Origin of the sequence: Brevibacillus sp. BC25 (assembly GCF_000282075.1) — a bacterium.
In the GTDB taxonomy this organism is placed as follows: Bacteria; Bacillota; Bacilli; order Brevibacillales; family Brevibacillaceae; genus Brevibacillus.
In genome coordinates this window covers 1-24,716 of sequence record NZ_AKIX01000110.1, presented here as the reverse complement: position 1 = coordinate 24,716, position 24,716 = coordinate 1, and the positions used below count along the sequence as shown (strand labels likewise).

Annotated in this window: 23 protein-coding genes; 21 read left to right on the top strand and 2 right to left on the bottom strand. The window is 47.3% G+C overall.

All coding sequences use genetic code 11. The annotated features are described in order from the left end of the window. The first annotated feature begins 33 nt into the window (after positions 1–33). From PMI05_RS24270 to PMI05_RS24205, 16 genes are all read left to right on the top strand, one after another. Positions 34–1,005 (top strand): PhoH family protein, encoded by a 972-nt coding sequence (locus PMI05_RS24270; protein WP_007727612.1) that lies wholly within the window; start codon positions 34–36, stop codon positions 1,003–1,005. 33 nt (positions 1,006–1,038) lie between these two features. Next, complete coding sequence (gene ybeY / locus PMI05_RS24265; protein WP_007727608.1) at positions 1,039–1,518, top strand: rRNA maturation RNase YbeY; 480 nt, start codon at positions 1,039–1,041, stop codon at positions 1,516–1,518. A 9-nt stretch (positions 1,519–1,527) separates the two neighbouring features. Continuing rightward, entirely contained in the window at positions 1,528–1,899 is a 372-nt protein-coding gene (locus tag PMI05_RS24260) for a diacylglycerol kinase family protein (RefSeq protein ID WP_007727607.1), read from the top strand. A gap of 157 nt (positions 1,900–2,056) precedes the next feature. After that, positions 2,057–2,455 carry a cytidine deaminase gene (locus tag PMI05_RS24255; protein WP_007727606.1) on the top strand — a complete coding sequence of 133 codons (399 nt, stop codon included), beginning with the start codon at positions 2,057–2,059 and terminating at the stop codon, positions 2,453–2,455. Further along, positions 2,448–3,365 (top strand): GTPase Era, encoded by a 918-nt coding sequence (gene era, locus PMI05_RS24250; RefSeq protein ID WP_007727605.1) that lies wholly within the window; start codon positions 2,448–2,450, stop codon positions 3,363–3,365. Before PMI05_RS24255 ends, era begins: the two co-directional genes overlap by 8 nt. A gap of 104 nt (positions 3,366–3,469) precedes the next feature. Beyond that, positions 3,470–3,625, top strand: a complete 156-nt coding sequence (locus PMI05_RS30285; protein WP_007727602.1) for a YqzL family protein — start codon at positions 3,470–3,472, stop codon at positions 3,623–3,625. Beyond that, on the top strand, positions 3,616–4,389 hold the full coding sequence (gene recO / locus PMI05_RS24245; RefSeq protein ID WP_007727599.1) for a DNA repair protein RecO: 774 nt from the start codon (positions 3,616–3,618) through the stop codon (positions 4,387–4,389). Before PMI05_RS30285 ends, recO begins: the two co-directional genes overlap by 10 nt. Before the next feature lie 318 nt (positions 4,390–4,707). After that, positions 4,708–5,634 (top strand): glycine--tRNA ligase subunit alpha, encoded by a 927-nt coding sequence (gene glyQ, locus PMI05_RS24240; protein WP_039961314.1) that lies wholly within the window; start codon positions 4,708–4,710, stop codon positions 5,632–5,634. Then, positions 5,627–7,696, top strand: a complete 2,070-nt coding sequence (glyS, locus tag PMI05_RS24235) for a glycine--tRNA ligase subunit beta (protein ID WP_007727591.1) — start codon at positions 5,627–5,629, stop codon at positions 7,694–7,696. Before glyQ ends, glyS begins: the two co-directional genes overlap by 8 nt. Before the next feature lie 122 nt (positions 7,697–7,818). Beyond that, entirely contained in the window at positions 7,819–8,463 is a 645-nt protein-coding gene (locus PMI05_RS24230; RefSeq protein WP_007727587.1) for a helix-turn-helix transcriptional regulator, read from the top strand. An 11-nt stretch (positions 8,464–8,474) separates the two neighbouring features. Further along, on the top strand, positions 8,475–9,311 hold the full coding sequence (locus tag PMI05_RS24225; protein ID WP_007727584.1) for a pyruvate, water dikinase regulatory protein: 837 nt from the start codon (positions 8,475–8,477) through the stop codon (positions 9,309–9,311). Positions 9,312–9,514: 203 nt separating this feature from the next. Continuing rightward, a complete protein-coding gene (gene dnaG, locus PMI05_RS24220; protein ID WP_007727583.1) occupies positions 9,515–11,389 on the top strand; it encodes a DNA primase in 1,875 nt (624 codons plus the stop codon). A 34-nt stretch (positions 11,390–11,423) separates the two neighbouring features. After that, entirely contained in the window at positions 11,424–12,554 is a 1,131-nt protein-coding gene (gene rpoD, locus PMI05_RS24215; RefSeq protein WP_007727582.1) for an RNA polymerase sigma factor RpoD, read from the top strand. 93 nt (positions 12,555–12,647) lie between these two features. Continuing rightward, the gene (locus PMI05_RS24210) at positions 12,648–13,562 is read left to right on the top strand and encodes a hypothetical protein (RefSeq protein ID WP_007727581.1); all 915 of its coding nucleotides are present in this window, start codon (positions 12,648–12,650) and stop codon (positions 13,560–13,562) included. Between the two features lie 76 nt (positions 13,563–13,638). Then, a complete protein-coding gene (locus PMI05_RS31170) occupies positions 13,639–13,803 on the top strand; it encodes a hypothetical protein (protein ID WP_193375278.1) in 165 nt (54 codons plus the stop codon). A gap of 140 nt (positions 13,804–13,943) precedes the next feature. Continuing rightward, entirely contained in the window at positions 13,944–15,083 is a 1,140-nt protein-coding gene (locus PMI05_RS24205) for an acyl-CoA dehydrogenase (protein WP_007727580.1), read from the top strand. Positions 15,084–15,163: 80 nt separating this feature from the next. Here the strand turns inward: PMI05_RS24205 and PMI05_RS24200 are convergent, their stop codons facing one another. Further along, a complete protein-coding gene (locus PMI05_RS24200) occupies positions 15,164–16,453 on the bottom strand; it encodes a S8 family serine peptidase (RefSeq protein WP_007727579.1) in 1,290 nt (429 codons plus the stop codon). Between the two features lie 382 nt (positions 16,454–16,835). On the opposite strand from PMI05_RS24200, the gene PMI05_RS24195 reads away from it, so the two are divergent. The 5 genes from PMI05_RS24195 (at position 16,836) to PMI05_RS24175 (ending at position 23,829) form a co-directional block, all read left to right on the top strand. Next, positions 16,836–17,570: a tRNA (adenine(22)-N(1))-methyltransferase TrmK gene (locus PMI05_RS24195; RefSeq protein WP_039961295.1), complete on the top strand. Its 735-nt coding sequence runs from the start codon at positions 16,836–16,838 to the stop codon at positions 17,568–17,570. Beyond that, on the top strand, positions 17,546–18,661 hold the full coding sequence (locus PMI05_RS24190; protein ID WP_007727576.1) for a Nif3-like dinuclear metal center hexameric protein: 1,116 nt from the start codon (positions 17,546–17,548) through the stop codon (positions 18,659–18,661). The genes PMI05_RS24195 and PMI05_RS24190 overlap by 25 nt, the downstream gene beginning before the upstream one ends. 56 nt (positions 18,662–18,717) lie before the next feature. Continuing rightward, entirely contained in the window at positions 18,718–20,718 is a 2,001-nt protein-coding gene (locus PMI05_RS24185) for an S-layer homology domain-containing protein (RefSeq protein ID WP_007727573.1), read from the top strand. Then, a complete protein-coding gene (locus PMI05_RS24180) occupies positions 20,715–22,211 on the top strand; it encodes a S41 family peptidase (protein WP_007727570.1) in 1,497 nt (498 codons plus the stop codon). The genes PMI05_RS24185 and PMI05_RS24180 overlap by 4 nt, the downstream gene beginning before the upstream one ends. 133 nt (positions 22,212–22,344) lie before the next feature. Further along, positions 22,345–23,829: an alkaline phosphatase family protein gene (locus PMI05_RS24175; RefSeq protein WP_007727567.1), complete on the top strand. Its 1,485-nt coding sequence runs from the start codon at positions 22,345–22,347 to the stop codon at positions 23,827–23,829. On the opposite strand, the gene PMI05_RS24170 is transcribed toward PMI05_RS24175, so the two are convergent. Next, positions 23,774–24,463: an endonuclease/exonuclease/phosphatase family protein gene (locus PMI05_RS24170; RefSeq protein ID WP_007727565.1), complete on the bottom strand. Its 690-nt coding sequence runs from the start codon at positions 24,461–24,463 to the stop codon at positions 23,774–23,776. The two genes, PMI05_RS24175 and PMI05_RS24170, sit on opposite strands and share 56 nt — an antisense overlap. Between the last annotated feature and the right edge of the window lie 253 nt (positions 24,464–24,716).

Below are 24,716 nucleotides of genomic sequence, written 5' to 3'. Positions count from 1 at the left end.
TGCTGATTATCGTTGCAAGGAGATGGAAGCCTGTTGCACGTACAAGATGAGGTAAGAATCCCGTTTTCAGACGCATCTGAGGCCTTGCTGTTGTTCGGACCACATGACGCGTACCTAACACTGATCGAGCAAAGAAGTTCCGCCAAAATTATGACCCGAGAAGGCGAACTGGTTATTAGCGGGGATAAGCCGGAAGTGGACAAACTGACAGAGTTGATTGAAATTCTGCTACAGTTGATTCGCAGAGGGATTGCCCTGTCCGAACGAGACATCTCTTATGCGATGTCGTTGATTGAACGGGGAGAAGGTGCCCAACTGCTCGATGTGTATGATGAAGAAGTCGCTCGTACCCAACGTGGCAAAGTAATCAGGGCAAAGACTTTGGGCCAGCGTCATTACTTGTCTGCGATCAAGAAGCATGACATTGTGTTTGGAATTGGACCAGCTGGTACCGGAAAAACGTATTTGGCTGTTGTCACAGCAGTAAATGCGTTGAAAAATGGGCGTGTTAAACGGATCGTTCTTACCAGACCGGCCGTAGAAGCGGGGGAGAGCCTTGGGTTTTTGCCAGGAGATTTGCAGGAAAAAGTAGACCCTTACCTGCGTCCGCTCTATGATGCCTTGTACGACATGCTGGGCAATGAACAAGTCGCCAAAATGATGGAGCGAGGACTTATTGAGGTTGCACCTTTGGCGTACATGCGTGGTCGTACGCTCGAAGATTCCTTCGTTATTTTGGATGAAGCCCAGAACACGACTCCCGAGCAAATGAAAATGTTTTTGACCAGGCTTGGCTTTGGTTCCAAAATGGTCATTACGGGTGATGTGACCCAGGTGGATTTGCCAAAAGGCAAGAAATCCGGATTGCGCGAAGCACAGCGCATCTTAAATCCGATTTCCGATGTAGCCTTTATTCATTTCCAAGAGGGAGACGTCGTTCGTCACAGTCTGGTACAAAAAATCATCGCTGCTTATGCCAAGGAAGAAGTAGAACACGGCTATTAATAAATGGCGTCACAAAAAGGAGATCGTTTACCTGTGTTATCTGTAGAAATCCTTCATGAAGAAATCGAACCGATCGATGAGAATTTGCAAAACCTGCTTGTCCGTTGCCTGGAAGCAGCGGCAAAGCTGGAAGAGGTACAAGGGGAAGTAGTTGTCACGCTGGTGAACAACGAGCGCATCCACGAGCTGAATCGCGACTATCGTGGCGTTGATCGTCCTACGGATGTCCTGTCCTTTGCGATGAACGAGCCGGGTGAAGGGGAAATGGAAATCTTCATTGATGAGGATGAAGCAAGCGAGTTTCCGAATATGCTTGGAGATATTATCATCTCGGTGCCAAAAGCACATGAGCAGGCCGAAGACTATGGCCATTCATTCGAACGCGAACTCGGATTTCTCACGGTTCATGGTTTTCTTCACCTTCTGGGATATGATCATGGGACACCAGAAGAAGAGAAGGAAATGTTTTCACGTCAAGAAAAGGTGTTGGAAGAAATCGGCTTGACGAGGTAGGAGATTACGTTGAGGGAATGGCGACGATTGACTCGCAGCTTCACCTACGCTCTGGAAGGGATTTCCTATACCGTACGGACACAGCGAAACATGCAAATCCACGTAGCCGCAGCCATTGTGGTGCTGGCGGCAGCGTGGTGGCTGCAGATACCCCGCAGCGATGTTTTGCTGGTCCTTTTTTCTATCGGTCTGGTCTTCTCCCTTGAGCTGGTAAATACCGCGATTGAAGCAGTCGTTGATTTAGCATCCCCGGAATGGCACGCCAAGGCGAAGATTGCCAAAGATGTGGGAGCAGGAGCTGTGCTTGTGGCAGCGATCCTGTCCCTTATCATCGGAGTTCTCGTATTTGGACAGCCACTGTTGCAAAAAGTATGGGGATAGTTTTTACTAGTAGAGAAGAAGAAATTTTTTCATAGGCCAAAATGAGGTACCGGACGGGTCATTGTAGTTGACCTTTCAGTCTGGTTTCTTCGTGTCTCATTGGACACATTCTGTTTTGAAATGATGTTAAAGATCAATCATATGAGGAATGATGAGAATGGATAAACAATCATTATTAGCACAAGCAATCGAAGCCAGAGAGCTCGCTTATGTACCGTACTCCAAGTTTCAGGTAGGAGCAGCTCTTTTAGCTGAGAGTGGCAAGGTTTATTTGGGAGGCAATATTGAAAATGCAGCGTACTCGCTGTGCAACTGTGCAGAGCGTACAGCTCTTTTTAAAGCGTACTCAGAAGGTGATCGGACTTACAAAGCGTTAGCCGTCGCTGCTGATACGCCGCAAGCTGTATCGCCGTGCGGGGCTTGCCGACAAGTCATAGCGGAGCTGTGCCCGCCGGACATGCCTGTATTTTTGACGAATCTCAAAGGCGACATTTGGGAAACGACAGTATCTGCCCTGCTTCCAGGCGCATTCACCAAGGAGGATTTACGTGGATAATCGCAAGACCAAGCTATCGTTTAAATCTGGCTTTGTCTCCATTGTGGGACGTCCAAATGTTGGGAAATCAACACTGTTGAATCATATTGTAGGACATAAAATCGCCATCATGTCGAATAAGCCACAAACGACACGCAACAAAATTACGGCGGTGCATACGACAGAAGAGGGTCAAATTATTTTCTTAGATACACCGGGGATTCACAAGCCTCAATCCAAACTCGGAAACTACATGGTCTCGGTTGCCGAAAATACATTGAACGAAGTAGACCTCGTTTTGTTTGTTGTCGATGCAACAGAAAAACGCGGAGCCGGGGACGACTACATCATCGAGCGTTTGAAGCAGGTCAAAACGCCAGTATTTTTGGTCATCAACAAAATTGACAAGGTACACCCGGAAGCACTACTGCCGATTATTGACGATTACCGCAAATTGTATGATTTCAAGCAAATTGTTCCAATCTCTGCATTGGAAGGTAACAATACAGGTTCATTGCAGCAGGCTATTTTGGGTGAAATGGAAGAAGGCCCGATGTATTACCCTGCAGATCAGGTGACAGACCATCCGGAACGCTTCGTAGCAGCTGAGTTGATTCGGGAAAAAGTTCTGCATTTGACGAGAGAAGAGGTACCTCACTCCATCGCTGTCGTGATTGAAGAAATGAAGCGCGGAGAAAATGGTAAAACGCTTTACATTTACGCAGCCATTTACGTAGAGCGGGATTCCCAGCGCGGTATTTTGATCGGGCAAAAAGGTCAGATGCTCAAAGAAATCGGTCAACGTGCGCGCAAGGATATCGAACGGTTGATGGGGGACCAAGTATTTTTGGAGCTCTGGATCAAAGTGAAAAAGGATTGGCGCAACCAAGAGCGGATGCTGCGTAACTTCGGTTTCTACGACGAGCAATAATATTCCCATCGCGATGTGTTAATTTTTCCAAGGCATAGAATAACGGGCAAAGGTGATTCTAAGAAGGAAGTGGATAGACCCGATATAGGAAAGGATGATGCTCCATGCTTCGTGACTTTTCTTGGAGAGTTTTCGCTTCAACCGGTGACATCCATGCTTACCTTCTCTACCGTGATCACCATCAAACGGATGTTTCCAGCGAGGAAGCCTCGTTTGATCTCGCCCAGGAAGAATTGGGTGACACGCAGGCATGCTTGTAAAGTGGGAAGGGATTGTCATTCGCAGTGTGGACTATGGTGAGTCCAGCAAAGTGGTGACATTGTTTACCCGGGAGAACGGCAAATTAGGCGTGATGGCCCGTGGTGCCAAAAAGACCAAAAGCCGTCTTGCCGCCGTCTCCCAATTGTTTTCGCATAGTTATTATCTATGCAAGGCAGGACCCGGTACAGGGATGCCCGATCTCTCTCAGGGAGATATGCTGGATTCGTTCCGGAATATGCGGCAAAGCCTGACTGCTACGGCTTATGCCGCATACATAGCAGAACTGTTGGATCGACTGACGCAGGAAAAGGAGCCGAATCCCTACTTGTTTCAGCTACTCCTTCATACGTTCCACTATTTGGATGAAGGACGAGATGCTGAGATCCTGTGTCGTATTTTTGAGACCAAGATGCTAATTGTAGCGGGGATCTCCCCGCAGCTCACGGCGTGTGTAAACTGTGGCGAACAGCGCGAGCCCTATGCAATCAGTGTGGGACAGGGTGGCCTGTTATGCCCAGTTTGCCAGCCTTCCGATCCGTATGCCCTGGCGGTTACACCCTCTACCTGGAAGCTGTTACGGCTGTTCCAGGTATTTGATTTGGAGCGGCTTGGTGACATTGAAGTAAAACCAGCTACACGCAACCAGCTCAAGCATGTGCTACGGAGTTTCATGGACGAGTATCTGGATCTCAGGCTGAAAAGTCGAGCATTTCTGGAACAACTGGAGCGTATGGAAAGAATGACGCAATCAGATCAGGACTAATTGACATACGAATTTGTTTTCGTTATGATAAGAACCAAACTTGTATACCGAATGTTGCCATGAAGGAAAAGAGTAGTCGGCCACTGGCTGTGAATAGCGAATCGGGGATAGTGAGAGCCCGGTCACCATGCTGATGAAGGGCGTTCTGGAGCAATTTAATTGTAAGGTGGGCGAAGAAGTCATTCGCCAAGTAGGGTGGAACCGCGAGAATCCTCTCGTCCCTACACTGTCGCATCAGGCAGTGTAGAGGCGGGAGGTTTTTTTAGTTTCGACTTAAAGTCAAGTTCTAATAAGTTTAGAGGAGGAAAAAGCATGAAAATGACATTTCAAGACATCATTTTGACGCTGCAAAACTTTTGGGCAAAGCAAAACTGTCTCATTGTCCAGCCGTATGACGTTGAAAAAGGGGCAGGTACGCTAAACCCAATGACCTTCCTTCGTTCCATTGGGCCTGAGCCGTGGAATGTGGCATATGTAGAGCCTTCCCGTCGCCCGGCTGACGGACGCTATGGGGAAAACCCGAACCGTTTGTATCAGCATCACCAGTTCCAAGTAATTATGAAGCCATCGCCGGATAATATTCAGGAGTTGTACCTGGAGAGCTTGCGCGAACTCGGAATCGATCCACTGGAGCATGATATCCGATTTGTAGAGGACAACTGGGAGCACCCTGGTCTCGGAGCATGGGGCTTAGGCTGGGAAGTTTGGTTGGACGGAATGGAGATCACGCAGTTCACGTACTTCCAGCAAGTGGGCGGTCTGGAATGTAAACCAGTGGCAGTCGAGCTGACTTACGGACTGGAGCGTTTGGCTTCCTATATTCAGGAGAAAGAAAATGTGTTCGATCTGGAATGGTGCAACGGGTATACGTACGGAGATGTATTCTTGCAACCAGAATACGAGCATTCCAAATACACATTCGAGCTGTCTGATGTCGACATGCTGTTCTCTCTCTACAATACGTATGAGGCAGAAGCAAAGCGACTGATGGCGGAGCGACTGGTTTACCCGGCTTATGACTACGTACTGAAATGCTCCCACACCTTCAACTTGCTTGATGCGCGTGGAGCTATCAGTGTGACGGAGCGCACAGGCTACATCGCTCGTGTACGCAATCTGTCTCGTGAAGTAGCACAAACCTACTATAAAGAGCGTGAGCGCCTCGGTTTTCCGCTTTTGCAAAAAGGCAATGCAGACGCTGCGGATCAAGTGAATCAGGTGAAGGGAGAGGATACAAATGAGTAAGCGCGATCTACTCGTAGAGGTTGGTTTGGAAGAAATGCCTGCTCGTTTTGTCGCACAAGCAGCTGCACAATTCATGGAAAAAGTAGAAAAGTGGCTGACTGCTGAGCGCGTGCCGTTTGATCAAATTACGGCATTGGAGTCACCTCGTCGTTTTGCCCTGTTGATTAATGGATTGGCAGAAAAGCAGCCTGACCGCAATGATGAAGCGAAAGGCCCTGCACGCAAAATCGCACAAGATGAAGCGGGCAACTGGTCCAAGGCAGCACTCGGCTTTGCAAGAAGCAACAATGTTGAGCCTGACCAATTGTATTATAAAGAAGTAAACGGGATCGAGTATGTTCATGCTCGCAAATCCGAAGCGGGAAAACCAACTACCGAGCTTTTGCCACAACTGGCTGAAGTGATCACCGGCATGAGCTTCCCGAAAAATATGCGTTGGGGCGCACGCGATTTGAAATACGTTCGTCCGATTCGTTGGCTGGTTGCTTTGTTCGGCGATGAATTGATCGATTTGGAGATTGCAGGCGTAAAAAGCGGACGTGTTTCTCGTGGACACCGCTTCTTGGGAACAGAGGTTACGTTGAATCACCCAAGCGAATACGTGAGCAAACTGGCTGAGCAATATGTCATGGTGAATCCTGATGAGCGCAGAGCAGCAATTGTAGAACAAATTCATCGCTTGGAGAAGGAAAATGGCTGGACGATTCCAATGGACGAAGGACTTCTGGATGAGGTAGTCCATCTTGTAGAATATCCTACCGCTCTTTACGGTACGTTTGAGCAAGAATTCCTTTCCATTCCACGTGAGGTTTTGGTTACCTCCATGCGTGAGCACCAGCGTTATTTCCCTGTTGAAAACGCACAGGGTCAATTGCTGAATCATTTTGTGACAGTACGTAACGGAGACAGCAGCGCTCTGGAAAACGTAGCGAAAGGGAATGAAAAAGTTCTCCGCGCACGCCTGTCTGATGCTCGTTTCTTCTACGTGGAAGACCAAAAGCTGTCCATTGAGAGCTGCCTGAAACGTTTGGAGACAATCATTTACCATGAAGAGCTCGGAACAATCGGTGATAAAGTTCGCCGTGTACGCAAAACAGCTGCGCAAATTGCAAGCAAGCTGGGTGTGAGCACGGAAGAAACCAAACAAGTAGACCGCATTGCAGAAATCGCAAAATTTGACCTCGTTACCAACATGGTAGGTGAATTCCCTGAACTGCAAGGGATTATGGGTGAAGATTACGCGCGCAAAGCGGGTGAGGCCGACGTCGTCGCAAGTGGCGTATTCGAGCATTACCTCCCGCGTTTTGCAGGGGACAAAATGCCTGCTTCCGCCCAAGGCGCTATCGTCAGTCTGGCTGACAAGATGGACACGATCGTAGGCTGCTTCTCGATTGGCATTGTGCCCACTGGCTCACAGGACCCGTATGGCCTGCGCCGTATGGCAGCGGGGATCGTTACGATTTTGGTGGAGCGCGACTGGCAAATTTCCCTTGCCGATCTGTGGAATGCCGCGATGGAAGGCTTTGTAGCGCAAGGCGTAAACAAGAGAGCAGCAGAAGAAGTGAAAAAAGACCTCGTAGACTTCTTCGCACTCCGTCTGAAAAACGTCTTGCAGGATCATGGCGTTCGCTACGATGTCATCGACGCCGTTCTTGCTGCCGACCTGACACTGGTTCCAGAGGTGCTGGCAAAAGCAAAAGCATTGATGGGAGCGGTACAAACAGAAGAATTCAAGCTGATTGTGGAGCAGTTTAACCGGGTGAACAATCTGGCACAAAAAGCGGAAGCAGACCAAGTTAGTGAAGCTCTGTTCGCAGAAGATGTGGAACGTGCCTTGTATCAGGCATTCCAAGCTGTTCAGAAGGATGTAGAGGGTCTGAAGGATCAAGAGAAGGTGCTCGCTACCTTGTCAACCTTGCGCCAGCCGATCAACGCATTCTTTGATAAGGTAATGGTCATGGCCGAAGATCAGGCTGTTCGTGCGAATCGACTGGGACTTCTCTTGCAGCTTTCTCGTGTGCTTTATCGCTACGCAGACTTTTCCAAAGTTGTATTTGCGTAAACAAAATAAAACTGGTGCCTTCGTCTGAAAATCAGGCGGGGGCACCTTTTTTCCGCGTGAAAGAAGGAATATCCCGTCGAATAGAGTAATACTAGGAAGAGGTAAAGACAGAACCGGGGTGATTGGTCATCGAGCTTACCAAACGACAAGAGCACATCTTACAGATAGTGAAGGATGACGGACCGATAACAGGAGAGCATATCGCGGAGCGACTGAATTTGACTCGCGCGACGCTACGCCCTGATTTATCCATCCTCACAATGTCAGGATATTTAGAAGCCAGACCTCGGGTCGGGTATTTTTATGCCGGCAGACCCGCAAGCTCAGTCATAAGTGAACGGCTTCACAAGCTTCTCGTCAATGACTACAAGGCGGTACCGATCGTGGTTTCCGAATCCGCCTCGGCTTACGACGCCATCGTTACCCTCTTTTTGGAGGATGTTGGCACGTTATTCGTCGTCAATCAAAAAGGATATTTGGCTGGCGTGATCTCACGAAAAGACCTCCTGCGGGCTTCTTTAGGCAATAAGACGCTGGAGGATGTGCCGGTCAGCATTATCATGTCTAGGATGCCGAATATCATTACATGCGCACCTGATGAGACCTTGTACGCAGCCGCCAAAAAGTTGATTGATTTTCAGATCGATTCTCTGCCTGTCGTAAGGCCTGGCGAGGAAGATCCGAAGCAAATGGAGCTGTTGGGGCGCGTCACCAAGACGACGATCGCGAAAGCATTTGTAGAATTGGGTAGCGAACCGAAAGTGTAGGAGGAGAAGCGATGCAAGGTAAACAGCAAGGACAGCTCATCTATGTAGTCTCAGACTCCATCGGCGAAACGGCCGAACTTGTCGTTCGCGCAGGAGCTAGTCAGTTTGATCGTTTTTTGTTTGATGTACAAAAGTATCCGTATATAGAAGACAAGGAATCGATTGACGAAATTATTGCTTCGGCAAAAGAATCGCGGGCAATGATCGTGTTCACTCTGGTCATTCCGGAGCTGAATGCGTATATTACACAACAAGCTGCTCTTCACGGAATTCCGGCTCTTGATGTTATGGGGCCTTTGATGAATACATTGCAGGGCATGTTGAAAGAGCCACCAACAGGAAAACCGGGCTTGGTACGCCGACTGGATGAAGAGTATTTCCGCAAGGTAGACGCCATCGAGTTTGCCGTCAAGTACGATGATGGACGGGACCCACGCGGCCTGTTGCGCGCAGATGTCGTTTTAATCGGCGTTTCGCGTACTTCCAAGACGCCTCTTTCCATGTACTTGGCTAACAAGCGACTTAAGGTTGCCAATGTTCCGCTTGTCCCGGAAGTAGAGCCACCAGAAGAATTGTTCCAACTGCCAATAGAACGGTGTATTGGACTTACCATCAATCCGGAGCAACTGAACGGCATTCGGACAGAGCGTCTGAAGGCACTGGGATTGACTGCACAAGCAAATTACGCCAATCTCGAACGGATTGCCGAAGAACTGGCTTATTCCAAGCGCATTATTGAGCGCCTCGGATGTACCGTTATCGATGTATCCAACAAGGCAGTGGAAGAAACGGCAAACATCATTTTGGAGATGATTAGAAAAAACAATCTCCGAAATGAAAGGAAATAGGCCGAAAGAAGGATTTTGACGTTTTTTGTAGAAAATCAATTAGCTGAGGTACTTATCATACGTGAGTTTCTCAGCGTTTATTGCACTTAGAAATGTGGAAAAGTAGAAAAGAAGAAAAGAAGTTTGATGCAAAGAAGGAAATTGACGAATTTTGACGAACTAAATATTCTCACGTGCGATTCTCCTTATAAAGGTGGAAAGACATGACTGGTCCCACTTCAGATGAATTTGTAAATCAAGTGCGTGCCGCTGTCGACATCGTAGACGTTGTAGGAGAGTACGTTCAACTGAGAAAAAGCGGTCGTGCCTTTCTCGGTCTATGTCCGTTTCACTCTGAAAAGAGCCCTTCCTTCAACGTAAATGCAGAGCGACAGTTTTTTCATTGCTTTGGCTGTGGAGCAGGTGGGGATATCTTTTCCTTTTTAATGAAACTGGAGCAATTGACTTTTCCAGAGGCACTGCACAAATTGGCGGAGCGTGCCGGGATAGCTGTGCCCCAGCCGCAGCAAGTAGAGGAATCACCTGAAAAACGGATGAAACATGCGATGCAGGAAGCGCATACGTTCGTTTCACGCCTCTACCACTATGTGCTTACGAAAACCCCTTATGGCGCAGAAGCGATGAAGTATCTCGCGAAGCGCGGAATGTCTGAGGCGACAATAGCCGAATATCAAATCGGATTTGCCCCGGATTCTTGGGATTTCGTGACGCAGCAGTTGACAAAGAGGGGATTTTCACAGGAATTGATGGTGGAAGCAGGGCTTTTGGCCAGGAGCGAAGCAGGAAAAATCTTTGATCGCTTTCGAGGTCGTATCATGTTTCCGATCCAGGATTCCCAAGGTAACGTCATCGGATTTGGTGGGCGCTTACTGCAAGGATCGAACCCCAATTCCAACCAAAAGTCTCAACCCAAGTATCTGAATAGCCCGGAAAGCCTTTTGTTCAACAAAAGCGCTACGCTGTTTAATCTTCATCGTGCGCGCCCCATTATTAGAAAGAGAAAAGAGGCGCTGTTGTTTGAAGGATATGTCGATGTCATATCGGCATGGCAGGCGGGTTTTATGCAAGGTATTGCCACTTTGGGAACAGCCTTGACGGAGCAGCAGGCCAGAATTCTTCGTCGTAATACAGAATCAGTCGTACTCTGTTATGACGGAGATGCTGCAGGACAAGAAGCAACGAGCAAAGCGATTCACGTTTTGCAGCAAGCCGGTTTGATCGTTCGAGTTGCTCCACTTCCACAAGGAGTGGACCCGGATGATTACATCCGCCAGCATGGGGCTGAAGCATTTTCCCAGCAGGTATTGTTACAGGCGATGCCAATTACGGCTTTCCGTCTGAAACATTTACGCAGTCAGTTCGTAATAAAAGATGAGACGGACAAAGCTCGCTTAATCGCGAAGGCGGTCGAGATCATCAATGAGCTCAACAGCCCGGTGGAACGGGACATGTATCAGCGGCAATTGGCAGAAGAATACTCCCTTACTCTCGGTGATCTCAAATGGGAGTCCAAACGCGCTTATAATCAGCAAAAAAGTGAGCGCCAAAGGGATAAAGTGACGCCAGCATGGAATAATAGTATAAATAATGGCAAAGTTACGCTCGCGAAAACACTGCCACCCGCTTATCACACGGCTGAGCGCATGCTGCTTTACTACATGATGCGGAACGAAGAAATAGCCGCCCGCGTCCAACAGGAATGCAGCGCCCACTTTCAAGTGGATGAACACGATGCGCTGGCTGCCTACCTGTACGCCTACTATGCAGAGGGAAACTCGGAAGACCCTGGAAAGTTTATACATTATGTGCAAGACGATTTGTTAAAGCAATTAGCCTCGGGATTGGCCATGATGGAGTGCAACAACGACGTATCTGAATTAGAGATCGGTGACTACATCAAACAAGTGAATAACTACCCGAAGCGTGCCGAGTTGGAACGATTGCGCGATGAGCAGCGGAGCTTACACCTCCAAGCGGCCGCAGCGGACAGCGAGGATGCGCGCAAACAACTTGAACTTCAAGCAGCCGTTACAGGGATGAAGATTCTTGAATTGGAAAATGCTTTAAAAGAAGGGTAGCTTCAGATCATTCCCGGGGAAGGAGGGAAAGTAGATGAACAAGCAAAATATTACTTCCGACATGGAAGCAACGTCCATCGAACAAGTGAAGGAACAGTTGGTCGAATTAGGCAAGAAACGCGGCGCACTGTCGTATAAGGAGATTACTGCGCGCCTGGCAGGTTTCGAGCAGGATTCTGATCAAATGGATGAGTTTTTTGAATATCTTGGTGATCAAGGCATTGAGATTAACAACAATGAGAATGAAGATGACGACGATGAAGTCGATCAAATGATCATCAAGGACGAGGACAACGAAGAATTCGACTATGACGATCTCTCCGTTCCACCTGGAATTAAGATCAATGACCCTGTACGGATGTATCTGAAGGAAATTGGTCGAGTTCCTCTGCTCTCCGCAGAAGAGGAGATTAAACTGGCACAGCGAATTGAACAAGGTGATGAGGAAGCCAAAAGACGTCTGGCTGAGGCGAACTTGCGATTGGTTGTATCGATTGCGAAGCGTTATGTAGGACGTGGCATGCTATTCCTCGACTTGATTCAAGAAGGAAACATGGGTCTGATTAAAGCGGTGGAAAAGTTTGACTATCGCAAAGGCTACAAGTTCAGTACGTATGCGACCTGGTGGATTCGCCAAGCGATTACCCGTGCCATTGCAGACCAGGCTAGAACGATCCGGATTCCGGTTCATATGGTGGAAACGATCAATAAATTAATCCGCGTTTCCCGTCAGCTTCTGCAAGAGCTAGGTCGTGAACCTATGCCAGAAGAAATCGCTGAAAAAATGGATCTCACTCCGGAAAAAGTTCGGGAAATCATGAAGATTGCTCAAGAACCAGTATCCCTGGAGACTCCAATTGGGGAAGAAGACGATTCCCACTTAGGTGATTTCATTGAGGATCAGGATGCATTGGAGCCATCTGATGCAGCTGCCTATGAACTTTTGAAGGAACAGTTGGAAGACGTTTTGGATACATTAACGGACCGGGAAGAAAATGTACTGCGTCTGCGTTTTGGATTAGATGACGGTCGTACACGGACGTTAGAAGAGGTAGGGAAAGTGTTTGGCGTAACCCGTGAACGGATTCGTCAGATCGAAGCAAAAGCTCTTCGCAAATTGCGTCATCCGAGTAGAAGTAAACGCTTAAAAGATTTCTTGGAATAACCGATATAAGAAGTATGTGGCCTACGTTAGCCGACGTAGGCTTTTCTTATTCATGAAAGTAAACACTTTTTGTCGTAGTTAGGAGGGGCCGCGTTGGACGACCAGCGCAAGCGCACGATCATCGCCGAAATTGAAAACTGGCGGCGCAACCATTTACTGCCTGAACATTACTGCATCTTCTTGTTAAATCTGTATACAGAAGGGGATCGGCCAAATACACCGGCGTCCGCAGGCGGGAATGAGCGAATGGGAACGGCACCGGGTGTGCTGTCAGGAAAAGTCAATTCAACATCATCTGTCACAAATACATATGCACCTAGAACTGTCTCTCCAGTGACGGGGAAAATGGTAGTGGCATGGCTCCTTGGTGCCTTTGTCATTGCTGGTTTGATCTTACTTGCTTTTCATTTTAACCGTTTTCAAACCCCAATGCAAATTACCATCTTTGCCTGTTTCGCTCTTGTTTTCTATATTCTGGGACTCGTTTATCGAAGGTCGGCCCCGCCATTGACGCATTTATTCCTGGCTTTGTCTTTTCTGATCTTGATCGCAGGGGGCGTTTATTGTATCCAAAAACTGGATGGTAGCATGCCGTTTGTCCTGTTCTATTTAGGCTTCGTTTGTATGTTACTGTGCATCAGCGCAATTGTTTTCGGCTATGCTTATTTGCTCTATGCAGGGTTACTGGGTTTGGCGATCTTGTATGGTATTACAACCATTCATCGGGTAGGGATGGACTATACATGGTGGACATCGGAGTTGTACTGGGTACCGCTTGCGTGTTTGCTCACAGGTATGGGCTTCTTGATGAATAAGGCCAATGCGAAATGGGCGGGAGTATTTGCTGTATGTGGACTTGCCTTTTTCTTTGGTGCAGAGATACAGGCTCTGTATATTCAAGAAGCGAAGCGGGATATGATTCAATTGCTGCTGTTCATTAAGGTATTCATCGCGTCAACTTTGTTCTTCTTCACGCGTGGATATTGGTATGCGTGGTTGCGACTGTAGGACTCTGCGTGACTTCTCGTTTTCCTCTCCCTGCTTATCTGTTACAATTTCAGAAGAGAGCAAACGGGGTGAATAGATGAACAACAAGTGGAAAGTATTAATCGGTATTTTGCTGGCGGCTATTTTTCTGGGTGGAGAAACAGTAGCCAAGTTTATGGGTGTAAATACAAACAGTCTCGGATTCATAGCAGCCGCAGTATCTTTTTTGGGAGCGATTTTATTAGGAGCACGCCGATCATAGGCGTGTTTTTTTTCGTGAAATTACCACATGAGTTTCAAATCGTGGTGTATAATGGTAAGAGTATTCTGAACAAACGCTCAGTCAAAATTGTGTATTTCTTGATGGTTCTTTACTAAAGCGTTTTCAAGGGGGCAGCGATTATGAACTTCGATTTGACTTCAGAACAACAAATGTTGAAAAAAATGATGCGCGAATTTGCTGATGAGGTTGTGGCACCAGGAGCAGATGAACGCGATCAAACCAAACAATTTCCTGTCGAAATATTCAAGCAGATGAGCGAACTGAACTTGATGGGTCTTCCTTTCTCTGAGAAATACGGGGGTGCGGGAGCCGATTCCACGAGTTTTGCGATCGTTGTAGAAGAGCTTAGTCGTGCATGCGGCTCTACAGGAATCACGTACTCGGCGCATATTTCGTTAGGTGGCGCACCGTTGGCTTTGTTTGGAACGGAAGAGCAGAAGCTGAGCTATTTAAGCAAAATCTGTTCCGGCGAAAGCTTTGGTGCGTTTGGCTTGACGGAACCGAATGCAGGGTCTGACGCAGGTGGTACGAGGACGAATGCGGTCTTGGCTGACAGAGAGTGGACGATTAACGGCTCCAAATGCTTCATTACCAATGCCTCCTATGCTTCGTTTCTCGCCCTGACAGCTGTAACTGACAAAGACCAGGGCTCACGCGGTATTACTGCTTTTATCGTTCCGACTGATGCACCTGGTTTTCAAGTGCTGGCAAACTATGATAAGCTCGGCTTGCACAGCTCCAATACGACCGAGCTCGTTCTCGAAAATGTCCGGGTGCCAGAGGAAAACGTCCTTGGGAAGAGGGGCGAAGGATTCAAGCAGTTCCTCATTACACTTGATGGTGGACGAATCGGGATCGGCGCTATGGCTGTAGGAATTGCACAGGCTGCCTACGACAAGGCACTGCAATACTCCAAACAAAGAACGGCTTTTGGTAATTCCTTGAGTCATTTTCAAGCGATTCAGCACAAGCTGGCGGATATGGCGATGCAAATTGAGCTGGCGAGAACAATGGTCTATAAAGCAGCGTGGCTAAAGGATCATGGTCGCAAATTTACGAAAGAAGCAGCAATGGCAAAATTGTATGCCTCGGAGATTGCCATGTCCGCTACTCATCAGGCCATTCAGATTCACGGTGGCTATGGTTATATGCGGGAGTATCAGGTGGAACGATTTTTCCGCGATGCCCGGCTGTTAGAGATCGGCGAGGGGACTTCAGAGATTTTACGTAATGTCATCGCAAGAGAAATCGGGTGCTAGCCTTTCCTTGTTTGACAAATGAAAGAGCATGACTGCCAGCGTAAACTGACAGCCATGGCTCTTTTTTTGTTTCTTATTTTTTATTGATCGCCAGATTGTACAGTTGGGAATCCAAATCCACTAGAGATATCGTCACCTACAGCAGCGTTTGAGCCACCTTTGATGTCATTTCCTGTCGCACGTTTTTGCAATTCTACGCGAACATCTTGAGAGCTCCAAGATGGATTAGATGCCCAAATTTTTGCAGCCAAACCTGAAATGTGTGGTGTTGCCATGGAAGTTCCGCTGATGGAGTTATAGCCTCCGTTATTCCATGTAGACTGAATAGCGCGTCCTGGTGCTGATACTTCCACATCGCGTTCTTGAATCACGTAGTCTCCCGCTTGCCCGCTCTTGCCACGAGAAGAGAAGTCAGCCACACGGTAGGTTCCGTTTTGTTGAACATTCTCTAACGCTGCTACGGCTACTGTATTCACTAATGCTCCAGGGTAGCCAATGCTATTCACTGTCGGTCCAGAATTACCAGCCGCAGCGACGACTAATACACCTTTTTGGTTTGCATAAGTGATGGCATTTGCCATAAGGGTGCTCTTACTGCTAGAGCCAAGGGACATAGAGACGATCGTTTTCACGCCTAATTGAGCGGACTGGTCAGCAGCGTAACGAATGGCATAGGCAATGTCATCCTCATAGCCGGAGCCTGAGTCATCCAATACTTTATATGCCCATAGCTTAGCATCTGGTGCTACACCATAAATACCTGCGCCACCGCCGCCGTCAGCGAGAACAGTTCCAGCGACGTGTGTTCCATGACCATGCGCATCATTGCAAGCACCGGTAACAACAGGAGAAGAAGCTTGCGTGAAATCGTTGCACTGCTCTGCGTTAGCGGTTAGGTCTGGGTGCTGCGTATACACGCCAGTATCCAGGACTGCAACACGAACATCTGCACCGCCAGTCGCAGCAGAGAGGGACTGGTTCTTATAGATTGCTTTAATTCCCCACGGAACGACTGCTGCAGGAGAGAACTCTGGCTCACTTGCCTGATCTTCTTCTATATACTCAGCGATCTTTAATTTTTTCAACACGGTAATTTTTACGTTGGGATCGCTTTTCAATTGGTTAAGTTGATCGCTATTTACATCGAGGGAAAAGCCATCTTCTCCAAAATCATGGCGGACTTCCAAAGGTCCAGCAAAATAACCGGTTCTCACATCCGAATCTGACTGAATTAATACCCTTGCTGTACCTAATCCACTGAATTCATTGGTTGACTCATTACTGGCTGCCCCCACACCTGTGAAGACACTCATCACTAGCGCCGAAGAGAGTAATCCCATTGCCCACCACTTGCCGGTTCTTTTCTTCAAACTATTCTCCTCCTTAAAGATATTTAGTTTGTGTAGTTCATGATGTGCATGGCGTTAATATACATATTTGTAAAAAATTTGTAAATATTTATTTATTAAAATAAAGTTCACAGTTTAGTAAAAATTAAGTTAAATTACATAAAATACCATAAAACAATATCATATTTAAAAATTTTGCTTGTAATTCCGAACATTACATCCAACGTAATGGTTACCCGTAAGCTTCCCGACTACTACCCAAGGACCCCGTTAGTTGCCTTGTCCCTGCTGGGTGCAACAACGAGGATTTTGTCGTTCTTTGCTGAGCATCTGTTAGGGAATTAGCATTTCGCAATTGCTGCCAAATAGGGTAGAATAGAGGCAACGGAAGGTGAATATACAGATGAAATCAGTATCAATATCCAAGCGGCTACAAACGATTGCCCGCTACTGTCCAGAAGGAGCCCGCGTCGCCGACATCGGGTCGGATCATGCGTTGTTGGCTTCTTATTTGCTTGTAAAAGGAATTGCTTCTTTCGTGATCGCAGGCGAATTGAATGAAGGGCCTTTTCAAGCGGCACAAAAACAAATACATACATTGCAGGTAAAAGATCGCGCTTCAGTGCGTAAAGGAAACGGACTCGCGGTATTACAGCCTGGCGAAGCAGATGTGATCTGCATTGCTGGGATGGGCGGACAATTGATCGTTTCCATTTTGGAAGCAGGAAAAGACAACCTGGAAGGTGTGCAACGCCTGATTCTGCAACCAAACGTAGGAGAAGAAGCGGTTCGCCTGTGGATGATAGAGAATGGTTGGCAGTTAATCGCGGAGTCCATTTTGCAGGAGGACGGCGTGATTTATGAGATTCTCGTCGCAGAACGAGGCAATCCTACCTTGCCTTATGAGGGAAAAGATCGTACACAGCAAGAGCTCCTGCGCATTGGTCCATTTCTTTGGGAGGTAAAATCAGAGATTTTACAAGAGAAGTGGCTGCATGAGCAAGAAAAATGGCAAAAGGTCATCGTTCAATTAAAGCGTTCGGACAAGCCAGAAGCAGCAGAACGAATTAAAGAAATCGAAGTAGAAGTAAAATGGATCGATGAGGTGATCACATGCTTGCGCACGGACAAACAGTAATCCAATATGTAGAACGTCTGGCGCCAAAATCGTTGGCGATGGAAGGCGACAAGATTGGCCTTCATGTAGGCACCTTGCAAAAAAAAGTGAAAAAAGTGATGATCGCACTAGACGTGTTGGAATCTGTAGTGGATGAAGCAATTGCAGAGGGTGTAGACCTGATTGTTGCTCACCATGCGGTCATTTATCGACCACTCAAGAACCTCCGGACGGATCTCGCCGCAGGACGCGTGTTCGAAAAGCTGATAAAGCACGACATTGCGGTATACACAGCTCATACCAATTTGGATGTTGCGTATGGGGGAATGAACGATTGGCTTGCAGAAGCGGTTGGACTCACTGATGTAGATGTACTGGATGTTCTTTCACGAGAGGCTTGGAAGAAGCTCGTCGTATTCGTACCCGCTACCCATAAAGAAGCAGTATTTTCCGCACTTGCTGAAGCGGGTGCAGGGCATGTAGGCAACTATAGTCACTGTTCTTTTCAGACAGAAGGCATTGGAACCTTTTTACCAGGGGAAGGAACGAATCCCCATATCGGTTCGACAGGCCAACTGGAAAAAGCAGAGGAAGTTCGCATCGAGATGATTGTTCCCGCCTCCAGGCAATCGGCAGTGGTCAAAGCAATGCTTGCTGCCCATCCCTACGAAGAAGTCGCCTATGACATCATTCCTTTGGAGCAGTCCGGAACTACATACGGAATTGGGCGAATCGGTACTTTGCCAGCACCACTGACGCTGGGTGAGTTTGCTTTGCTCGTCAAAGAACGGTTTTCCCTCCATGGCCTTCGCGTAGTTGGGGACTTGGATGCGACAGTCAAAAAAGTAGCCGTAGTAGGTGGAGACGGTAGCTCTTTTGTTTCGAAAGCCATTTTTAAAGGCGCGGATGTTTATTTAACCGGAGACATTGGTTATCACACCGCACACGATGCACAAGCAGAGGGCTTGTCGATCGTAGATGCTGGTCACAATATCGAAAAAATCATGAAGGAAAAGCTGGCGACCATCTTGCTTGAACAATTGCAGGCAAATGGTTACGAAACAGAGGTTATTCCTTCGCGCATGCACACAGATCCGTTCCAGTTTGTATAAGACGTAGCAGGATCAACTTTATGTTGCCTGCCAGATGAAGTGTAGGAGGATTTTATGTGCAAAAACTAATCCGGACGATTTCTTGTGGATTATTAACGATAAGCTTACTCACCCCCGGCGTCGCATCAGCGGCTGGGGGCTTATTGCCATACAATGACATCAACAAGCACTGGGCGAGAAACGCAATCATTCAAGGTGTGCAGCTCGGTTTGTTTGAAGCTGGTCCAAATGTTCCGAAGTTTTACCCAAATCGTGACATGACACGTGCGGAATTTCTCGTCATGATCGATCGTCTTTATTACGGTGGGCAGTATCAGATCTATCCGCTTACTTTCTTATCCGAGCATTCGGAGTGGGCGCGAGCAGAAGGTTTTCAGGAACCGTATTTGCCGTATAAAGATGTCGATCGCCTAACGTGGATGTACAAACCAACGCTGCGCATTTCCACGATCTTGGAAAGACTGTACGGTCCAAATGCGATTCAGTACATTTTTCCTGGTGAAATGATGAAGCCGAATCAGCCGATCACCAACGAAGAAGCTGCGAAGATATTGCAAATGTTCACGATGTCTCCAGATAGTAAAAATGCTTGGGAAGAAGTGCGTTCCTGGGGATGGCTAGAAGGAGAAAAAACGGATCGGGTGAAGCGGGGAGATGCTGCCGTCGCAGCTGATCGTATGGTGAATTATCTCCTTCAGGATGGAATCATGCCTCTGTTGGATTACGATGGGAAAAAGTTCCCAATGGTCCCGGATGTCGAAGAGGTATTGCCGTTATTCGCAACCTATACAGATCCCAAAACAACAGAAGAACAGATTTATGTAGATGCGGCTGCCGCTATTCGCAGTAGAAATGATAGTGAGGAGACATTTGAACAGTTACGCAAACTGGCAGATTCCTCTTTCCCGAATCAAGTCGGTGTGCACTATTTATTGAGCTGGAATCCTGAGACACCGATTGAAACCAATTTGGAGGAAGCTTTTCTTGCTATCGACGCTTACTTCGAAGACAAAATCATTCTCCCGGACACACTTGGGCTATTGAGTGCGAATGTGTATGATATTGCCTTGCAGCTAGGGAACAAGGATCAAAGCCAATACAAAAAAGTGCTCGACCGACTCAATGCTTATGAACAAAAAGTGAAGCAAGATTCCAAAGAATGGGAATCGCTCGCCATGTATGTGGGGGCACTGGAAATCAGGAGTGGTCAGGTAGACCTGGCGTTGACACGTTACCAGCGATTTGCCGATAGGAGCCCGGAGGCATTGTTGAATACTTCCTATTATTATTTGCAGGAAGGACGTATGCAGGAAGCAGAAGAAATTCTTAATGCAATGAAACCGAAAGCATCAGACAGCAGAATGAATCAGCTGCACAAAATGTTGCGTCAAGAGTTTGCGTCGTTAAAAGATCAGCCAGCTATTATTTCTGATTTGGGATATTCTTTGCGCCAGTTGGACAATGCCGACACCTACCAAGTGAAGGGTGAAGCGGTGTTGAGTGGATTGACGTTCTCATACACGCAGGATATTAACAAGGAAAAACAAATAAGCAGAATATCCGGCTTTTATCAATCTCCGCAAAAACTAATATCAGACAAGCTGCTCTCCTATACAGACGGGAAAACAAACACGCAATACTCGTATGATACGGATCGGCAGACATGGGACAAGAATAGAACGGACAAAGTTGACTTTTTGCACGAGTGGGTTGGTGCTGTTAAGGTAGCCGATCGTGCCAAGGAGCTTCATGCTCGCTACTACAAGCAATCGTACGGGAAGTACGATGTCATTACGGAGTGGATTCCGGGCTCTATGCTGATAGAGAAATCCAAGAAGGTTTCGCTCGGACAAGGAAAAGTCAAAGACGTTCCCTTGTTCATGAACAAGTATTATATTGATCGGGCTAGCGACCAAATTGTTAAACATACGTGGCGTTATGAAGAGATTTATGAGGGCGACGAATATGTAGCTTATTCGGGTACCGACAATTACGACTTTACAAGCAATGTTGCATTCTCAATACCTGATGATGTTCGAAAAGGGGTGGCACCATGAAGCGAATTAGTCAATGGGCAGTAGCGACTGTCCTGCTACTCACAACTGTTCTTCCTGTTCAAGCGGCAGAGTATCCTTACGAAGAAACAGAAGAAGTGTTCCTTCACGTCATGGAGAGCCACTTGAGCAAGCCGGCAGCCAAACAATTGGTAAAAGGGGCTCTAGAGGGGGTTAGTGAGCAGGCTGAACAGAAAAAAAAGCTTCAGTTCAACGTTTCTGAAGAAGATGATACTTGGGACGAGTTGGAATTGAGGCTTGCAGAATGGCAGAAGAAAGGCGGGTTTGATACGCTGACGATGAACACTTGGGCGATTGATGGAATGCTCTCCACGCTCAATGACCCGCACAGCGTATTTTTCACCCAAGATGATTTGCGACTGTTCCAATCTGACGTTGAAAATCAATTCGTTGGATTTGGCTTTCGTCTGCGGCTTCAAAAAGATCATATTATCATCCGTGAAATCGTTCCGAATTCTCCAGCAGCATCATCTTCTTTGCAACGAGGCGATCAATTGATCAAAGTCAATGAGACCTCGTTGGTCGGAAAGACTTTTGAAGAAGCGTATGCTTATTTGAAGGGCAACGAAGGGACCGAAGCCGTTCTTACTGTTTATCGTCCATCCGACAAACGGGAGCATCAGGTAAAGCTGAAGCGTGCTTTCATGACCTTGCCGGAAGCGGAAGGACAGATGTTTACGAAAGGCGCGGTTGGCTATATCAGTCTTGAAACATTCGGATCAGAAGGAGCTATCCAGGTAAGGGATAAGCTTGCAGAACTTTCTCGTGTGCAAAAACCGTTGTCCGGATTGGTGTTAGACCTGCGGGATAATGGCGGGGGATACTTGTCCACAGCGCGGGACATCGCGAGCCTTTTCATGGAAGAAGGCTTGCTCATGTACACCACGAATCGCAATGGGGTAGAGGTAGAGACGTGGGTACGAAATGGACAGGATATCGGCATGCCTGTGCGAATTTTGGTAAATGGCGGAACAGCTTCTGCATCTGAGCTGTTGTCAGGTGCGCTGCGTGATCATGGCATTGCCAAACTTGTGGGTACCAAAACATTTGGAAAAGGGAGTGCCCAACAAGTTATTCCGTTGACGGACGGTGACGCACTCAAGCTTACGCTGAATGAATATTTTACACCTAAGCATACAGTGGTGAATCACGTAGGCCTTCAACCGGATATGGTTGTGGAGGATTATGGAGCACAAGTAGTAGAAGCTCTCCATTCATTGAACGTCAATACATGGGAACTGAGTGACGCAGAAGGCGATACAGTCATCAATGGAATTCCTTTCCCAACAGTGGATCCTCTCTTTAAACAGACGCCTCAAGGGCTGCAAATCCGGGCTGCTGTACTTTCGCATCTACTGGGCGATCCGTCCATTGGCGAAAAAGATTATGTGGTACTTGCTCCGTATTTGAAGAAGTACCCTGCACTAAAACTGCAAACGAAAAATGGTGTCAACACCCTCACATTTACTTCGTAAGCAAGTTCCCCTGTCGCTTTTGGCGAGCAGGGGATTTTTCTTTTTCAGGCGTATACTCGGTAATGGAAAATCGAACACTATCAGGTGCGACTATGACTATTACGACTACTACGACAAGAAGGGTGGCAGCCGGATGAAAAAGGTCATACTTTTCCTGATCGACTCCATGATGCCTGATGTTCTGGAGCGATGCATTGCTGCCAATAAAGCACCGGCACTTCGGTTTTTCATGGAGCATAGCCAATACATACCAGATTGTGTGACCGTTTTCCCTACGATGACGGCTTCGATAGATTGCTCCCTCATTACGGGAGTTTACCCCGACCAGCACAAAGTACCGGGGTTAGTTTGGTATGATGCAGAGCAGAAAAAGATGGTGAATTATATTAATGGCGCCAATCCCGTTCGAAAAATAGGGGTTTCGAGCTGTGCAGAAAATGTCCTTTTTGATTTGAATGAACGTCATCTTAGCAAGGATGTTAAAACCATTCATGAGGTACTGGAAGAAAACAATCTCGTATCCGGTTCCATCAATGTGATCGCCCATCGCGGACATAAGCAGCATAAGGTGAAAATGCCGACCTTGCTTGATACAATTACATCTTTCTCCCTGCGAGAAAAGGTGAGTGGTCCAACGATCATGAGTATGGGGACGCTCGTGCGCCCGGCGTTATTTCGTACCGTCCCGTGGGATTTCTCTCAATCCGCTTTGGAAGGCTACGGAATTAATGATGCGTATGCAATCGATGTTATGATTGAGGTGATACGCAGCGGTCGGCAGCCACATTTTACACTGGTCTATCTGCCAGAGAATGATCATAAGCTCCACAATTCCCCGGAGGATGCCGTACAGCACTTGGCAGATGTAGACAAGCAATTGGCCCGTTTGCTGGATAGCTTCGCTTCATGGGAGCAAATGCTGGAGAGAAATGTATGCATTTTGATTAGTGATCATGGACAGACTGTCATCGGAGAAAGTGAAGACCACAATATTCCGTTGGATCATCTTCTGACGAATTTTTCGATTCATGCGCTTGGTACTGACGTGACACCAGAAGTGGAAGTGGTCATTTGCAATAATGAGCGTATGACTTTTTTGTACCCAGTGAATGGAACGGATCCGTTTGCTATTGTGGAAGCGGTTAGTGTGGAAGAAAGAATTGATTTGATTGCTTGGAAAGAGGGCGAGAAGGTAAAGGTGCGTCGGGGTGGAACACAACAGGAAATGTGTTTTTGGCGTAATGGGGAGTATCAAGATGCGTACGGTTCTTCTTGGTCCGTTGAAGGGGACGTTTCCGTGCTGGATGTGCAATATGATGGAGAGTGTCTTTCTTTTGATACATACCCGGATGCTTTTTCTCGACTATACGGGTCGCTGTTCTCGCAGACCGTTGACGTGGTAGTAGTTACTGCTGCCAAGAGCTATGAATTTTTATCGGAAAGTGCACCGACGCATTTAGGTGGTGGTAGTCACGGATCACTGCATAAGCAAGATTCGCTGATTCCGTTAGTGATCGCAGGTGCTTCGGAGATGTTTCCGCTACCAGCAAGACTGGTAGATGTCAAAGATTTTGTTCTTCGAGAGTTGGGGATTCCGTCAGCCTCAAATCCACAATGACCGGGACATGATCCGACCAATTGACAGGTAGCAGCTCGTAGTTCTCAATATTCCAGTGATGAGAAGCAAAAATATAGTCCAGACGACGGCGGAAGGCTGGAAGCGTTGGTCTTTTTTCCTGACCTGAGACAAGAGCACAGTCCATCAGGTGTGGTGAAAATGACACATTACTTGCGTTGAAATCCCCCATTAGGAGTAATGGGGCTTTTGCGTGTTGCTGTATCAACGTGGATATGAGCTGCAGTTGGGCCAGTCTGCTTTCTTGATTTAAGCTGCAGTGTGTAACGCAAAGCGTAATCGTACGGCCGAATCCTTGGAAGGATGCATACAGGAGGGTTCGTTGCTCTTTGCGGGCTGGCAAAACGATGGCGTCGACATTTTCAAGCGCGTACTTCGATAGCAGTGCATTGCCGTAATATCCATCTCCTATCGCTATCGAAGGGGAGAAGGCCAAGTGATACTGTAATTGATCAGCGATGTAGCTTGCTTGATACCCATACTTCCCGTTTTGATGGACTTCCTGAAGACCGATGATGTCTGGTTGCAAGTCCTTTAAAGTCAGAGTCATTTCGTTCAGACGTTTTCGCCACCAGAGGTCACGGCCGCTATGAATGTTGTAGCTGACTACACGCACCCTCGTTCACTTCCTTTGTTTTGACGTTATTTTTTAACTTATTTAGTTTTCCCTATTGCATTAGGTTTTAGTCTATGCTATATTAAAAAACGTCGCCTCTGCTTGAGGCACAGATGGAATGAAATGCTCCTTGAAAACCGGAATAGAATTAATCTGTGAATAAAAGCTTGTGTTTTACTTGAAGTCAGATTCATCTTCAAACTTTATTGGAGAGTTTGATCCTGGCTCAGGACGAACGCTGGCGGCGTGCCTA

Bases quoted from the DNA above. Each gene is read 5' to 3' on its own strand.
- PMI05_RS24255 (WP_007727606.1), top strand. From the start codon at position 2,057: ATGGATAAACAATCATTATTAGCACAAGCAATCGAAGCCAGAGAGCTC.
- PMI05_RS30285 (WP_007727602.1), top strand. From the start codon at position 3,470: ATGCTTCGTGACTTTTCTTGGAGAGTTTTCGCTTCAACCGGTGACATC.
- recO (WP_007727599.1), top strand. From the start codon at position 3,616: ATGCTTGTAAAGTGGGAAGGGATTGTCATTCGCAGTGTGGACTATGGT.
- glyQ (WP_039961314.1), top strand. From the start codon at position 4,708: ATGACATTTCAAGACATCATTTTGACGCTGCAAAACTTTTGGGCAAAG.
- glyS (WP_007727591.1), top strand. From the start codon at position 5,627: ATGAGTAAGCGCGATCTACTCGTAGAGGTTGGTTTGGAAGAAATGCCT.
- PMI05_RS24225 (WP_007727584.1), top strand. From the start codon at position 8,475: ATGCAAGGTAAACAGCAAGGACAGCTCATCTATGTAGTCTCAGACTCC.
- dnaG (WP_007727583.1), top strand. From the start codon at position 9,515: ATGACTGGTCCCACTTCAGATGAATTTGTAAATCAAGTGCGTGCCGCT.
- rpoD (WP_007727582.1), top strand. From the start codon at position 11,424: ATGAACAAGCAAAATATTACTTCCGACATGGAAGCAACGTCCATCGAA.
- PMI05_RS31170 (WP_193375278.1), top strand. From the start codon at position 13,639: ATGAACAACAAGTGGAAAGTATTAATCGGTATTTTGCTGGCGGCTATT.
- PMI05_RS24205 (WP_007727580.1), top strand. From the start codon at position 13,944: ATGAACTTCGATTTGACTTCAGAACAACAAATGTTGAAAAAAATGATG.
- PMI05_RS24195 (WP_039961295.1), top strand. From the start codon at position 16,836: ATGAAATCAGTATCAATATCCAAGCGGCTACAAACGATTGCCCGCTAC.
- PMI05_RS24190 (WP_007727576.1), top strand. From the start codon at position 17,546: ATGCTTGCGCACGGACAAACAGTAATCCAATATGTAGAACGTCTGGCG.
- PMI05_RS24180 (WP_007727570.1), top strand. From the start codon at position 20,715: ATGAAGCGAATTAGTCAATGGGCAGTAGCGACTGTCCTGCTACTCACA.
- PMI05_RS24175 (WP_007727567.1), top strand. From the start codon at position 22,345: ATGAAAAAGGTCATACTTTTCCTGATCGACTCCATGATGCCTGATGTT.